General features: G+C 37.8%; 12 protein-coding genes and 1 other RNA gene. 2 read left to right on the top strand and 11 right to left on the bottom strand.

What is annotated here, in order from left to right; translation table 11 throughout:
• Positions 1 to 46: 46 nt before the first annotated feature.
• The 5 genes from rnpB to KI343_RS06090 form a co-directional block, all read right to left on the bottom strand.
• Positions 47 to 429, bottom strand: an RNA gene (gene rnpB, locus KI343_RS06110) — RNase P RNA component class B.
• Between the two features lie 57 nt (positions 430 to 486).
• Entirely contained in the window at positions 487 to 798 is a 312-nt protein-coding gene (gene gpsB / locus KI343_RS06105; protein ID WP_212925554.1) for a cell division regulator GpsB, read from the bottom strand.
• 163 nt (positions 799 to 961) lie between these two features.
• Positions 962 to 1357: a cytidine deaminase gene (locus KI343_RS06100; protein WP_212925553.1), complete on the bottom strand. Its 396-nt coding sequence runs from the start codon at positions 1355 to 1357 to the stop codon at positions 962 to 964.
• Positions 1358 to 1393: 36 nt separating this feature from the next.
• Complete coding sequence (locus KI343_RS06095) at positions 1394 to 1753, bottom strand: YppE family protein (protein ID WP_212925552.1); 360 nt, start codon at positions 1751 to 1753, stop codon at positions 1394 to 1396.
• Between the two features lie 138 nt (positions 1754 to 1891).
• Positions 1892 to 2110, bottom strand: a complete 219-nt coding sequence (locus KI343_RS06090; protein WP_212925551.1) for a hypothetical protein — start codon at positions 2108 to 2110, stop codon at positions 1892 to 1894.
• A gap of 842 nt (positions 2111 to 2952) precedes the next feature.
• Between KI343_RS06090 and recU the strand changes: the two genes are divergently transcribed.
• A complete protein-coding gene (gene recU / locus KI343_RS06085; protein ID WP_212925550.1) occupies positions 2953 to 3531 on the top strand; it encodes a Holliday junction resolvase RecU in 579 nt (192 codons plus the stop codon).
• A gap of 17 nt (positions 3532 to 3548) precedes the next feature.
• Entirely contained in the window at positions 3549 to 6473 is a 2925-nt protein-coding gene (locus tag KI343_RS06080; RefSeq protein WP_212925549.1) for a PBP1A family penicillin-binding protein, read from the top strand.
• Between the two features lie 167 nt (positions 6474 to 6640).
• On the opposite strand, the gene nth is transcribed toward KI343_RS06080, so the two are convergent.
• The 6 genes from nth to dinG all read right to left on the bottom strand — a co-directional run bounded on the left by nth (position 6641) and on the right by dinG (position 14109).
• On the bottom strand, positions 6641 to 7291 hold the full coding sequence (gene nth, locus KI343_RS06075; protein WP_212925548.1) for an endonuclease III: 651 nt from the start codon (positions 7289 to 7291) through the stop codon (positions 6641 to 6643).
• A 4-nt stretch (positions 7292 to 7295) separates the two neighbouring features.
• Positions 7296 to 7985: a DnaD domain-containing protein gene (locus tag KI343_RS06070; RefSeq protein ID WP_212925547.1), complete on the bottom strand. Its 690-nt coding sequence runs from the start codon at positions 7983 to 7985 to the stop codon at positions 7296 to 7298.
• Positions 7986 to 8145: 160 nt separating this feature from the next.
• Positions 8146 to 9438: an asparagine--tRNA ligase gene (asnS, locus tag KI343_RS06065; RefSeq protein WP_212925546.1), complete on the bottom strand. Its 1293-nt coding sequence runs from the start codon at positions 9436 to 9438 to the stop codon at positions 8146 to 8148.
• Positions 9439 to 9457: 19 nt separating this feature from the next.
• Entirely contained in the window at positions 9458 to 10642 is a 1185-nt protein-coding gene (locus tag KI343_RS06060) for a pyridoxal phosphate-dependent aminotransferase (RefSeq protein ID WP_212925545.1), read from the bottom strand.
• A gap of 20 nt (positions 10643 to 10662) precedes the next feature.
• A complete protein-coding gene (locus tag KI343_RS06055) occupies positions 10663 to 11178 on the bottom strand; it encodes a hypothetical protein (protein ID WP_212925544.1) in 516 nt (171 codons plus the stop codon).
• A gap of 120 nt (positions 11179 to 11298) precedes the next feature.
• Entirely contained in the window at positions 11299 to 14109 is a 2811-nt protein-coding gene (gene dinG, locus KI343_RS06050) for an ATP-dependent DNA helicase DinG (RefSeq protein ID WP_212925543.1), read from the bottom strand.
• Positions 14110 to 14222: the final 113 nt, after the last annotated feature.

The raw sequence follows: 14222 nt of genomic DNA, 5'->3' as shown, positions 1-14222 counted from the left end.
TTCAACTGGAAATAGAATCTAAATTCGTTAACGTGACCCTTAAATACTCGGTAAGCCATGTTCTGTTCCATTGTACTGCAAACGGTGGTCAAGCCTCGTACGCCGGTTGTAATCATCTATCTACAGCAATTGCTGTCCCTCGTTCGGTTCAATTCCCTACTGAAGGATGCCCCTACCATTATTTGGGTTGCTCACTCGTGGGGTTTACCTCGTTCCACCTAGTGCGTTTCCACACTAGCTACGTCACTGTGGCACTTTCAAGAGAGCAGACATATCACAAAAGTGACTTAGTACAGCTCTTCTGCCGTTAGTTTTAAAAAACTACCTTGACTTATGACTTCATCAAGCACGAACACTACAAGCATCGCAGCCTGTGTGAGCATGGACTTTCCTCTATATCCGAAATGGACATAGCGATTACATGAGCATTTAAGTAACTTAAAACATTTTAACAGGTTTTTGATGATAAATCAAATATCGTTTTCCTTATTCCTCAGAGTCAGCGTATCTTTTTCCAAAAACAGCTTTTTCAAGGTTAGATAAGCGTTTTAAGACATCGTAATTAACTTGTGAACTCTGTTGTGTTGACCGTGCTCTTGGCGCTTCTGCCGGCCGATTCTTTTTCAAATTCTCAATTTCTTCATTCAAACGGTCAATTTCTTGTTTGAAATTATCGTAATCCTGAATAATAATATCTAAAAATTCATCCACTTCTTCCTGAGAGTAACCTCGAATTCCTGTTTTAAAATCTTTTTCTAAAATTTTCTTCCCACTAAGTTGAATACGATCCATACTCATTTCCAAATCACCTCTGCATATACTATCTTATCGTTTTTTAATCCTATGTCTACTTTTTTCATTATACAATATACAATCTCTATGAGAGCTATTATAGCATAAAAAAGGAAACTGAATGTCAGTCTCCCTTCAAAATTTAAAAATAACCAAAAACCATTCCCTATTATTCATCCATGTCTTCTTTTTGGAAAGAAAAAGGTAATAATTGATCCGTAGTAAGTGTGTGAACGTCCTTATTTAAATTAGTTAAATGAATTGTCATATCAGGACTAAAAAATTCACTCATGACTTGCCGGCAAGTTCCACAAGGCGGTACCGGGCGCTTTGTATCCGCTGCAACAGCCATTTCTGCAAATTCCATTTCTCCGTCAGAAATAGCTTTAAAAATTGCAACACGTTCTGCACAGCAAGTAGATGGATATGCAGCATTTTCAATATTACAACCAATATAGACTTTTCCCGATTTTGTTAATAATGCTGCACCTACTGGAAAATGAGAATACGGTACATAGGCTCTAGATCTAATTTGAATTGCTTCTTCAATTAATTTTTCTTTCATATACGTGTTCCTCCCCACAAGTTCAAAGGTATCATTTTAGTACTTTTCTGTGATGGTATCTAATAATAAATCAAAAACATAACGAATGGATGTATATAATTCTATATACCGTTTTCTTCTGACATCCAGGTAAAAACTATGCATAAGCAGTAATTCCATATTTTCTCGTGTTGATTGAATTTGATTTGGATGAACAGCGGCTTTTCGTTCCTTCACTGCAGCCAAGGCATCCGCTTCCCAACTTTCCAATAAATCATAAATTGGCGAAGTCTTTTCTTTTACCATATTAAAAAAAGTACGGTCCTTTCGATCGCTGGGAGCTTCGCTGTTTTCAAATCTGTGTCTCAGCGTTTCTAAATCGTAATTTAATTTTTTTGTTTTTTCAATAAGATTCATAATCCGTCATCCTTCAATTTCAAACTGCACATTACTTCCTTAAAAGCTCTTGCTTTATTAATTTCTATTGTTGATTTATTTTATCATATAATCGACGGAAAAGTCATGACTGAAAAATGAACAAAAACCTTTCCCTTGTTATAGGAGCTGCTTTAACTTTTGAAATTCTAATTCGACCTGTTTTATGCTATGTGACTTTGTTTGAAATTGCACCCAAACTTCGCTATCCACTTTTGCTTTTAATTTTAAATGAATTAAGGTGAGCTGTTCCTGAATCTGTTCCATTTGTCTTTCCATATCCTCTTTACTATGCGCGTTGTTTTCCTCGGAAACGATTGATTTTGAAAGAAGCATCATCTATTCTCCCCCTATTTTAAAATAATCGTACTATTTGAAGACTGATGTGCTATTTATTCCACGTTAAAGAAAGAACTACCTTCCCTTTCGACAAAACTAGAACAATCAAAACAAAACTAGTGTAAAACCGTAATGATTTGCACAAAATTAGACAAGCTATAAAGGAAGCGGAAAGCATCGCTTAAAAAATGGAAAAAGGAGGTTTTCTTCAATGAAATCATCGAAAGCACAACAAAAAACAAATGCAAACAAAAAGAACAATGAAAAAATGAGAGATAAAAAATTAGCTGGACCTAACCGCCCTTCAACGTAACCGTGCAAAAAAGCGAACTGAACAGATAACCTAATTAGATTCCGGGAGCGATGGCTTGCTCCCGGATGTAATTAGGTTTTTCTTTACGTATAAAATAAGCGTTTTTCCCCTATCCTTTATCTACAAGGACCATATAAATTTTTATTCTTTTATTAACCGTTAAGAACTTCAACTTGTGTACGTACCTATGTAAAGTGTAAAGTGCTACTGTTTGCTAGTCCGACTGAAGTAAAATCGTACTTTGATCGAATAAACGGCCGCGTTGTATAGCTGACATGGATACCGCATAAGAGGATACCATACCCTCATGTCTGTGGCGAAAGGTTGATATGGGAGCAGTTTGTCTCGATTTCATTTCTCCATATTTTATACATATCTTTTAAGATTAAATACGTTCTTATTAGTTTCCTTCTTGAAATTGTACTATAATATATGGTGTACTGGTTTTAAATCTATCCTAATAACAATCAGTAATTTTTCCCTGATGCTGTTTTTATTTAGGATATGATGTGTTAGGAGGTAAGAAATCATGAACTACCCTAATGGTCAGCGAAAATCACTAACCATAAAACCAAAGCAAACAAGTTTTAGCAGGAGAGGAATGACACTTGAAGAAGAAATAAATGAAACGACAGATTTTTATCGAATACAAGGGCAAGCTATAATTCATAAAAAACCAACACCTGTGCAGATTGTAAATGTACATTACCCCAAGCGCAGTGCCGCAGTTATCACGGAAGCGTATTTTAAACAGGCATCAACAACAGATTATAATGGTGTCTATAAAGGGAAGTACATTGACTTTGAGGCGAAGGAAACTAAGAATAAAACATCCTTTCCTCTTGCAAACATTCATGAACATCAAGTTCATCACATGGAACAAGTAGTAAAGCATGGAGGAATCAGCTTTATTATTTTACGGTTTAGAGCTTATGATGAAACTTATCTATTCGATGCAAAGGATTTATTTGTTTGCTGGCAAGAGCAATTTAATGACGGTAGAAAATCAATATCATATGAACATGTGAAACAACGCGGGTTTGCAATTCCTTTTCATTATCAAAAAAAAGTTGATTTTTTACCGGTTGTTGATAAGCTCTATCTATAGATATGGAGGTATAAAGAATGGCCGATCAAAATAGCCAAACGAGAACTGCTAGAAGAAAGCAGCAAGGAAAAAAGACAAAAAAGAGAAAAAAACAACCTATTTGGAAGAAAATAATAAAGGTATTCCTTTTATTAATTCTCCTCCTGTTCTTAGGCGGCGCCGCTGTAGGTGCGTTTTGGATTGCCCAAGCACCTGACATTGACGATGATAAATTGCACATCCCTTTTTCTTCTACTCTTTATGATAAAAACGGGGATCAATTTGCTGATTTAAGTTCAGATGAAAAAAGGAAACAAGTAAAGTTTGAGGAGTTACCTGATTTACTTATCGATGCAGTTACTGCGACAGAAGACGTTCGCTTTTTTGAACATAATGGTGTAGATATCAGGCGTATCGGCGGTGCCATTCGTGCCAACATTACAAGCGGATTTGGCGCTGAAGGTGCAAGTACGATTACCCAGCAAGTTGTAGAACGCGCATTTTTAACGCCTGAGAAAAAAATAAGCATTAAAGTTCAAGAGGCGTGGCTGGCTATGAAGCTGGAGAGAGAATACAGCAAAGAAGAAATATTAGAAATGTATTTAAATAGTATTTTCTATGGTGCTAATTCTTACGGTGTTGCCCAAGCAGCAAACACATATTTCGGAAAAGAAGATTTAAATGATCTTACGCTGCCAGAAGTTGCAATTTTAGCCGGGTTACCGCAGCGTCCAACAGCTTATAATCCATTTGAAAATCCAGACTTAACCAAGGAACGAATGAACACCGTTTTAACGCTTATGGTACGTCATGGAAAGATTACACAAGAAGAGGCAGACGAAGCAAGAAATGTTGACATTCCTTCTTTATTAAATGAAAGTCGCCCTGATCCAACACCATACGATGCATTTGTTCAACAGGTTCGTGAAGAAATAGAGGAAAAAATGGATGATGTGGATCTTGATTCTGATGGATTAAAAGTATATACAACACTCGATCCTGATGCACAGCCGTATGTTGAAGATGTGCTAACAGAGAGTGACTCGAATCCAATCAGCTATCCAGAGGATACACAAGCAGCAATGGTTGTTTTAGACACACAAACGGGTGCTATCCAAGCAATTGGCGGCAGCCTTAACAATGAAGGAAATATGGGCTTTAATTTCGCCATTAATGGTAAAACCCAAGCTGGATCAACAGCAAAACCGATTATGTCCTACGGGCCTGCTATTGAATATAATCAAATGTCAACCTACCACCAGTTAGACGATGACGGTCCTTATGAAATTGAAGGTTCTAATCCAATTAGAAATGCCACCAGGACCTATAATGGTTGGGTAACCGCGAGATATGCATTACAGCAGTCTCTCAATGTTCCCGCTGTGAAATTAATGGAGGAAGTTGGCCGAGAAAACTCAAAAGAATTTGCTGAAAATCTTGGTATTGAATTTGACTCCGATTATTTAGATCTCCGGGAGGCAATTGGAGGTACAAATACGCAAGTAACGCCGCTGCAAATGGCGGGAGCATATAGCGCATTTGGTAATGAAGGTACCTATACAGAGCCTTATGCAGTAACCAAAGTAGAATTTTCTGATGGTCGGGAAGTTGATTTAACTCCGGATTCTGCAAAAGTAATGGAAGATTATACTGCATACATGGTAACAGATATGCTTAAATCTGTTGTAAGTTCTGGTACGGGTACAGGAGCAAGTGTGCCAGGCTTAGAGGTTGCCGGGAAAACAGGAACCACTACAATGGATGAGGAACCAGGAAGCCCAGACTCTTGGTTTGTCGGCTATACGACAAATTACACAATAGCGGCTTGGACTGGCGGTTATCAAATTAATGAAGAAACCAATAAAGCAAAACGTGTTCCTTTACAAGATACAAGCTTATCTGCAAAAATGTTCCAACAAACCATGAGTCATTTATCGGAAGGAATTGAGACTGCTGATTTCACCCGTCCTGACTCGGTAGTTGAAGTTACGGTAGAAAAAGGATCCAATCCTGCTGCTCTGGCTAGCGACAGTACACCAAGTGAAAACAAAGTGACAGAGCTATTTGTTAAAGGGACAGAGCCAACAAAAGTTTCAGAGCGCTTTGAAGAATTAGATGCTGTTAGTGGACTTTCTGGCAGCTATAATAAAGATGATAATTCCATTGAAGTTTCTTGGAATTACGATACAGATTCTGAAGAAGATGTTTCCTTTGAAGTAAGTGCCAGCATTGATGGCGGCAGTATGCAATCCCTCTCTTCTACTAGTGACACCTCAATGGAAATTTCAGATGTAGAGGAAGGCGCTGAATATACAATACAAGTTGTTGCAAAAAAAGGATCGCTAACGAGTGAACCGGCTACAACGACGGTTAAAGTCTCTGATGAAGAGGAAGCGGATGAAGAAATCCCAGGCGTCAGCAACCTTTCAGCCGAATTTGATGGAAGTGAATCCATTCAAGCTACATGGAGTTATGACGGTCCTCCAGCTTCCTTTGAAGTAAGTGTTAATGGAGAAACTCAAAATGTAAGCTCACAAAGCATCGCTATAAGCGGTGTTACGCCGGGAGATTATACCATAACAGTTACACCGGTTAGTGAAGAAGATAGTATCCGGGGGCCTTCTGAATCAACAAGCGTAACAGTACCTGGAGAAGAGGCAGAGGAAGAAGAAGCTGAAGAGGAACAACCGCCTGAAGAAGAATCAGATGAAACAGAATCTGATTCTGACACGGGTACGGATTCCGACTCTGGACAATCCGAAGATTCAGGTCAAGATGAATCGAATAATAGTGAAGAAAACAACGATAATAGTGACGGTTCCGATAGTGGTAATAACGCTGATAGTGGCAGCGAAACCGAACAACCCGAAGAACAAGAACCCGCAAGTGACCCGGCAGAAGCTGGTGAAGGCACAGATGAAGTTTCTCCTCAAGAAGACGGCAATGGCGATTCTGAGGAATAACAACAGGAACAAAAAAACAATCCCTGCTCATTTAAAAGAGCAGGGATTGTTTTTTTGTTTTACTATTTCTCGCAGCAGAAATTCCCTTCGCTGGCATTGTGATAAGCGTTGAGAGCGACTTCTCAGTTCACGCGGAGATCGACACGGCAAAAGCACATTTATTTCATTCACCCTATTTTTTTCATTCGTTTCTTTCCTTCTCGGCAAATATCTAATAAAGGACATTCTGGGCAGTTTGGGTTTCTTGCTTTGCAATGGTATCTTCCAAAGAAAATCATTCGATGGTGGGTGACACTCCACTCATCTCTTGGAACTTTGCGCATTAATGTATTTTCTACTTCGACGACACTATCTTTCCATTTGCATATCCCTAAACGTTTTGAAACACGCTCTACATGCGTATCTACCGCAATCGCCGGTTCATTAAAAGCAATAGAAGCGACAACATTAGCAGTTTTCCTGCCAACGCCGGCAAGTTTTACTAATTCCTCTTTCGTTTGTGGAACTTCACCGTTATAATCCTCTATTAATGTACGACAGAGTTTTTGAATATTTTTTGCTTTCGAACGATATAAACCAATCGAACGAATATCATTTTCAACCTCTTCTAAAGGTACTGCAAGATAGTCTTCTGGCGTTTTATATTTTTTAAATAGATCTGCTGTTACTTTATTAACCAATTTGTCTGTACACTGTGCAGAAAGCAAGACTGCTATCACCAATTCAAAGGGATTAGAATGGATTAGCTCCCCTTCTGCATCTGGAAACATTTCCGCCATCACATCTAAACAATGTCTGATTTGTGTATTATTTAGCATCATCTTACTCTCCTTCTAGCCAATTATAATAAAAGGATGTATCTCGTTTAGGACGTGTACTTGTATTATTTTCACTGGGTTGATTCTGGTGAAACTGCTGGCTTGCTTTTCTTGCATCCTGTACAGTATGAATTCCTTTTCTTTTCCATTCTCTTAAAATACGATCGATATATTTAAAATTAAGTTTACTCATAAGTACAGATTCGCGCAATCCTGCTTTGATAAGAGCTGGTTCGATATGGTCTACATCTAACCAGCTATTAATGGTTTCAATTTCGAACGGAGACAACGGTCTACCAAATTCTTGTTCAAATAAAATAAAGATATTGCCAATATTATCTTCATCCCTTGTTATTGTCGCAGCATTTGAATCATACAGTTTTTCGAATAAGGGTTCCAAAGAGTACGATTCGCTGATTGGTGTTTGTTCTATATTATTTTTTTCAATAGATAGAAATCCCTTTTGTACTAATTTTCGCAGCATGCTTGCAGCTTGTTCTTCAGAAAAGCTTCCTGATTGTGCGAGTTCAAAAGGTGTTGGAAAATGATTCCCTTCATCCGCAAAACGAGAAAGCTGAAGAAGCAAAATAAGCTCTGTTTCGTGAAGACCTAATTCATAATAATTTGTAAGCAATTTTTTGGAAACAGACATTTGGTCTTGGATAACATCTTGAAAGTTCAATTTTTTGTTCATATATAGCACCTCTAGTAACAGTATAGCATGAGTACTGCTTTGTTTCTTAAATGAGAAAGGAAAACCCCTCGCTGAAGAGCAAGGGATTTTTCATATTTAGAAACTTATAAAATGTTTTGGTTGACAATAGTTGATAGAGAAAACAGTCACACACAGTACATTAAGGATATAAGCGATTTAATAATCTTGGGAATGGAATGGTTTCTCGAACATGTTCTACTCCGGATAACCAGGCTACTGTTCGTTCCAGACCTAGTCCAAATCCACTATGTGGAACACTGCCGTATTTACGTAATTCTAAATACCATGCATAAGCAGGACCAGTTAATTCGTGCTCTTCGTATCGCTGTTCCATTAATTCAAGGTCATCAATACGTTGTGAACCGCCAATAATCTCTCCATAGCCTTCTGGAGCAATAAGATCGGCACATAGAACAACATCTGGACGCTCCGGATCTGGTTTCATATAGAAAGCTTTAATATCTTTTGGATAATTCGTAATGAAAACCGGTTTATCGAAGCTTTCGGCAATTGCTGTTTCATGTGGCGCACCAAAGTCTTCTCCCCACTCGATATCATCAAAGCCTTTTTCTTTTAAGAGTTCTATTGCCTTATCATAACTGATACGAGGAAATGGCGCTGTGATTTTTTCAAGCTTCGACGTATCTCTTTCTAATGCTTTAAGTTCTAGAGCACAATGATCTAAAACAGACTGGACAATGAAGCTAACATAGTTTTCTTGTACTTGTAAGCTTTCCTCATGGTCCATAAATGCCATCTCTGGTTCAATCATCCAAAATTCAATAAGATGTCTTCTCGTTTTTGATTTTTCTGCACGGAAAGTAGGACCGAATGAGAATACTTTCCCTAATGCCATCGCTGCTGCTTCCATATAAAGCTGTCCGCTTTGTGATAAGTATGCTTCTTCATCAAAATATTTTGTATGGAATAATTCTGTTGTCCCTTCTGCAGATGCACCAGTCAAAATAGGGGGATCTACTTTTACAAAACCATTCGTATTAAAGAATTCATACGTAGCGCGGATAATTTCATTACGAATTTTCATGACAGCATGTTGTTTTTTAGAACGGAGCCATAGATGACGGTGATCCATTAAAAATTCTGTACCATGATTTTTTGGTGTAATTGGATAATCGGTAGATTCATGGATTACTTCTAAATTACTCACCTGCATTTCATAGCCGAAATCAGATCGTGTATCTTCTACAATCTTTCCGGTGACATATAAAGATGTTTCTTGTGTTAAAGCTTTAGCTTTGGTGAATACGTCCTCGGGAACATCACTTTTTACAACAACACCTTGCATAAACCCTGTCCCGTCACGGAGCTGCAGAAAGGCAATTTTGCCGCTTGAACGTTTATTTGCTAACCAGCCGCCGATTGTTACCTCCTCTTCAACATGTTTTGATGCTTCTTGAATTGTTATTTTCATCTTCATATCCTCCAACTTCTTATTGATGCTTTTCTACAAAACGTTTGATTCTATGCGCTGCCTCAAGCAATTGAGTCTCAGATAACGCATACGATAAACGAACGTTTTCTGGTGAACCAAATCCTGATCCTGGAACAAGCGCAACCTTTTCTTCCTCTAATAGCGCAGCAACCCATTCATCGACCGTCTCGAAGCCATTTAATTTTGCTGCTTCGATAACATTTGGGAATAAGTAGAATGCGCCTTCTGGTTTAATGCATTGAAAACCAGGAATGGCTTGTAGTGCATTATAAAATTTATCAAGTCTTTCCGAAAAAATCGAGCGATATGTTTCGCTGATATTATTTTTATCATCGTTATAGGCAGCTAAGGCAGCATATTGTGCAATCGATGTTGGGTTGGAAGTAGAGTGAGAAGCAAGGCTCGTCATTGCTTTAATAATTTGAGCATTACCAGCCGCATACCCTATTCTCCAGCCTGTCATTGCGTGAGATTTTGATACGCCATTAATAATAATTGTTTTATCATATAGTTCCTTGGAAAGAGACGCAATAGAAACATGCGGTTTGGATGTATAAATAAGCTGTTCATATATTTCATCAGAAATAATCCAAATATCATGTTTTACAGCAACTTCTCCCAATGCTTGTAGCTCTTCCTTCGTATACATCATTCCAGTCGGGTTCGATGGAGAATTTAAAATAACCGCCTTTGTTTTTTCTGTGATTGCTTCTGTAAGCTCCTCCGGTGTTATTTTAAATTCATTTGCTTCTGCTGCTTTTATAAAAACAGGCTTTCCTTCTGCTAATTTCACTTGTTCTGGATAACTCACCCAGAAAGGTGCTGGAATGATAACTTCATCAGCAGGATTAAGAAGCACTTGGAACAATGTATATAAACCATGTTTTGCGCCGTTTGTAACAATAATTTGACTTGGATCATAGCTAATGTGATTATCCTTTTTAAATTTATCGATAATCGCTTGTTTTAAGGGTAAAATCCCTCCAGCCGGAGTATACTTTGTAAAGCCTTGATCCATTGCCTTTTTAGCTGCTTCTAAAATATAATCTGGCGTATTAAAGTCAGGCTCCCCGGCTCCTAAACCGATAACATCATATCCAGCTTCTTTTAACTCTTTCGCTTTGGCGGTAATTGCTAAAGTTGCGGAAGGTGTCAGCGTCTGTACTCTTTTAGCTAATTCCATCATCCGTTTCTCCTCTCTGCTTATTGAAACATCTTATTATATGTGTATCTTTCTTCTAAATCTTGACCATCAATCGAATAATAATCCATGACAAATTGGTCGTTCTTATCGTGGTACGTAATTTCCCATAAAGCTTGCCCGTCTTCATAAGCAGGCGTAATATCAGCAAGTCGGCAAGAATCACAACTTGAAGACCAGGCCTCTAAAATAGCGTCCTCACTCACCATGTCATTTTCATTAATAACGATTAATTCACGTTCATCCCCTTCTAAAGGAAGGAATATAAGGTGCTCTTCATTCTCCTCGTTACTCGCATAGAATACATGGTAACTATTTTCGCCATAATAAGCCTGTATAGAGTGAACATTATGATATGAGGTTTGTGTTTCTATTTGCTTTTTCGTCGTATCAAATCCGTCTGTACGGCTATCATTGATTACTTGATACAAATAAATGCCATACCCCGCTCCAATAAGGAGAAGGACTGTGATTACAACAAGCGTCCACCGTACCCACCTATTTTTTGATTCCCTCATTTGCTTCCATCCGTTTCTTATTAAATTATCTTTCTTTCATCACTTACTATACCTAGATGTAGGGTTTCTGTAAACAAATACCGTTAAAAAACTGGCCCCTAGATGAATATCGCCCGAAAATTAATCTTTTTGATGGAACCAATTTTCTGCGCTGTTCATCAACTTGCGTGTAGTATCGTAGTGAACAGGTACCTCCGGGATAGACTCCATAAAATATTTTCCGTATTTTGCAGTTCTGATACGCGCATCGCAAATAAATACAATGCCTCTATCCTCCGAGGAACGAATTAACCGTCCAAATCCTTGTTTAAATTTAATGACAGCCTGAGGTAAAGATAAATCCATAAACGGGTTTCTTCCCTCCTCTTTTAGTTGCTGCGATTTTGCTTCAAAAACAGGATGATTTGGCGGTTGAAAAGGCAACCTTACCATCACAAGTGCGGATAAATCTTCTCCCGGGATATCGACACCCTCCCAGAATGAACTTGTTCCAAGAAGTATTGCTTGATCATATGATTGGAAATTCTTCTTCAACCTGCTTCGACTGCCGCTTGTAACCCCTTGAGCAATAATGACATATTGCTGTTCCGTCATCATTTCCTTTAATAAATCATTGGCCTTTCTTAACATATCATAGGATGTAAATAAGACGAGCATTCTGCCGGATGTTACTTCTGCTAATGATAATATTGCTTCACAAACTGCGTAGACAAAATCATCGATATTTCCATATTTTATATCCGGGAAATCTGTAGGAATCAAAAGCTGTACTTGCTTCTTATATTGAAATGGGGAAGCAATTTGTTCTGTTATTAACGATTGTTCCGAAACGCCCAGTCTTTCTTTTATGAATTGGAAAGAGCTTCCCATTGTCAATGTGGCACTTGTAAAAATGACACTTTCTTTTTTTGAAAAGAAATCACTTGCTAAAATAGGTGCGACATTCGATGGCTCACTATAAAGAAATACACTATGGTGTTTTCCTTTTAGGTCTACTTCCACCCATTTAATTAGCGCTACTTCATTCTGTTCCTGAAACATCACTCTTAAATCATCGATATATTTTTGTAAGATGTCTTGCATCTGACCAATGTCTTCTAGAGATTTTTTTTCATTCTCATCCGCCGCAGAAAAATTATTCGTTAGCTGAGACAGGACATCTAATAGTTTTTGGAAATGCATACGCAAGCGGGCTGCCATATCCTGGACAAGCTGCCACGAATTCTGTTGATAGGTATCTGGCTTTATCCGGTACTGGACTCTTCCAATGTCACTTGTTGCTTTATCATTCTTTTGCTGCGACATAACAAATCGTTCGATATACTGAAACAGTTCATCAATATCATATTTAGCTTCTTTAATCGCAGCGTTCCATTTTTCTAGCAGCTTCTCCGATGGATTTATACCAGAAGCTTCTACCACTGTACTGAATTGTTTATCTTCATCTACTGTTCCTAAGTAGTTACATGTAAATTGCATCTGTATATAATCAAGTTTTAATCCATAGTGATGAGAAGCAGTTTCCTCAAAATGATGCGCCTCATCAATAATTATCTTTTGATAGCTTGGTAAAAAAGCGTACTGATTAAACATATCTGTACAAAGTAACGCATGATTTGTTATCACAATATCTGCTGATTGAGCACGCCGTCTAGCTAATTGATAATAGGAATAATGAAACCAGGGAGATTTAGGGTTAATTGATTTCTCTACACCCGCAGAAACTTTTTGAAAGAAAATATACCCCCCTGCTGGCAGCTGAATTTCATCAATGTCTCCTGTTTCCGTTTCTGTAATCCATACTAATAAGATGGCTTTGGTTAAGACAAAATCATAGTTATCCTTTGATCCATAATCTAGTTCATAAAGGAACTTTTCAAGATTCAAATAATGATTTTTCCCTTTCATTAAAGCGACTTTAAATGGCGTGTCTATAATTTTCTTTATCAGAGGTATTTCCTCTTCCAGCAGCTGACTCTGTAATTGTGTCGTATAGGTGCTAATAATTACGCGTTCTTGATGATTTATTGCTTGGTAAATAGCAGGTAATAAGTAAGCTAAAGATTTACCTGTTCCGGTACCCGCCTCAATAAATGCATGTTTTTTTGAAGAAAAAGCATCATAAATTGTTTCAGACATTTGCCGTTGCCCTTCTCTTGGTTCATAAGCAGAAAATGCTTTAGAAAGTGCACCGTTCTCTTGATAAATATCATCTAAGTATTCTCCAAAGGATAACTCCGTTGCAGACTGCGTTTTTGGCTCTTTCTCAGTCATACGAAAAGCAAGCCCTTGATAGTGTTTTATTTGATCATCTGGATGATCTTGAAATGCGAGTTGTTCCAATCGTTCCTCCAGCATTACAGCTAAATCAGATTGTAATTTATCCTCGAGCATTTTGATTTTGTATAATGTTTCATACGGGAGTTGGTCTAATTTCTCTTTTAACTCAAAAAATAACTTTGCGGTTACATAAGCATCTGATAAGGCACGATGTGGGTCATCATGATGCAGTTTAAAATGATCTGCTAAGTGGCTTAATTTATAACTTGAAATGCTTGGGAATAATATCCGAGATAGCTCGACGGTATCTAAGATTGGATTCTGTAATTCAGGGTAGCCATGAGAGGCTAATTCTTGGTTGAGAAATCCTACATCAAAGTTTGCATTATGGGCAATAATATAGCTGTCCTGTAAAATATCGATAATTTCTTCTGCTTTATCTATAAATAATGGCGCATTCTTTACATCTTCATCATGAATACCAGTCAGATTGGAAATGAACGGCGGTATCGGTTGATTTGGATTTAACAATGTAGTTTTTGTATCTTTTATCTCCTCTTTTTCAATCACTACCATACCTATTTCAATTATTTTTCCTGACTTTGCCGGAGAATGTCCAGTCGTCTCTAAATCAATCACCACATATCGCATAAAACCACCTCCAATCTTCTTTTCTCTTTTTTGGGCTCACCAAAATCTATGGTTATAAATCAAATACACAGCTAAGGTCTTATGAAAACACTGCCCTAGCTAGCCTTCCTATT

The sequence above is a fragment of the Oceanobacillus sp. J11TS1 genome, from assembly GCF_018333215.1.
Lineage (GTDB): Bacteria > Bacillota > Bacilli > Bacillales > Amphibacillaceae > Oceanobacillus.
This window is presented reverse-complemented; position numbering and strand designations above follow the sequence as displayed.

Bases quoted from the DNA above. Each gene is read 5' to 3' on its own strand.
- gpsB (WP_212925554.1), bottom strand. From the start codon at position 798: ATGAGTATGGATCGTATTCAACTTAGTGGGAAGAAAATTTTAGAAAAA.
- KI343_RS06100 (WP_212925553.1), bottom strand. From the start codon at position 1,357: ATGAAAGAAAAATTAATTGAAGAAGCAATTCAAATTAGATCTAGAGCC.
- KI343_RS06095 (WP_212925552.1), bottom strand. From the start codon at position 1,753: ATGAATCTTATTGAAAAAACAAAAAAATTAAATTACGATTTAGAAACG.
- KI343_RS06090 (WP_212925551.1), bottom strand. From the start codon at position 2,110: ATGATGCTTCTTTCAAAATCAATCGTTTCCGAGGAAAACAACGCGCAT.
- recU (WP_212925550.1), top strand. From the start codon at position 2,953: ATGAACTACCCTAATGGTCAGCGAAAATCACTAACCATAAAACCAAAG.
- KI343_RS06080 (WP_212925549.1), top strand. From the start codon at position 3,549: ATGGCCGATCAAAATAGCCAAACGAGAACTGCTAGAAGAAAGCAGCAA.
- nth (WP_212925548.1), bottom strand. From the start codon at position 7,291: ATGCTAAATAATACACAAATCAGACATTGTTTAGATGTGATGGCGGAA.
- KI343_RS06070 (WP_212925547.1), bottom strand. From the start codon at position 7,985: ATGAACAAAAAATTGAACTTTCAAGATGTTATCCAAGACCAAATGTCT.
- asnS (WP_212925546.1), bottom strand. From the start codon at position 9,438: ATGAAAATAACAATTCAAGAAGCATCAAAACATGTTGAAGAGGAGGTA.
- KI343_RS06060 (WP_212925545.1), bottom strand. From the start codon at position 10,642: ATGGAATTAGCTAAAAGAGTACAGACGCTGACACCTTCCGCAACTTTA.
- KI343_RS06055 (WP_212925544.1), bottom strand. From the start codon at position 11,178: ATGAGGGAATCAAAAAATAGGTGGGTACGGTGGACGCTTGTTGTAATC.
- dinG (WP_212925543.1), bottom strand. From the start codon at position 14,109: ATGCGATATGTGGTGATTGATTTAGAGACGACTGGACATTCTCCGGCA.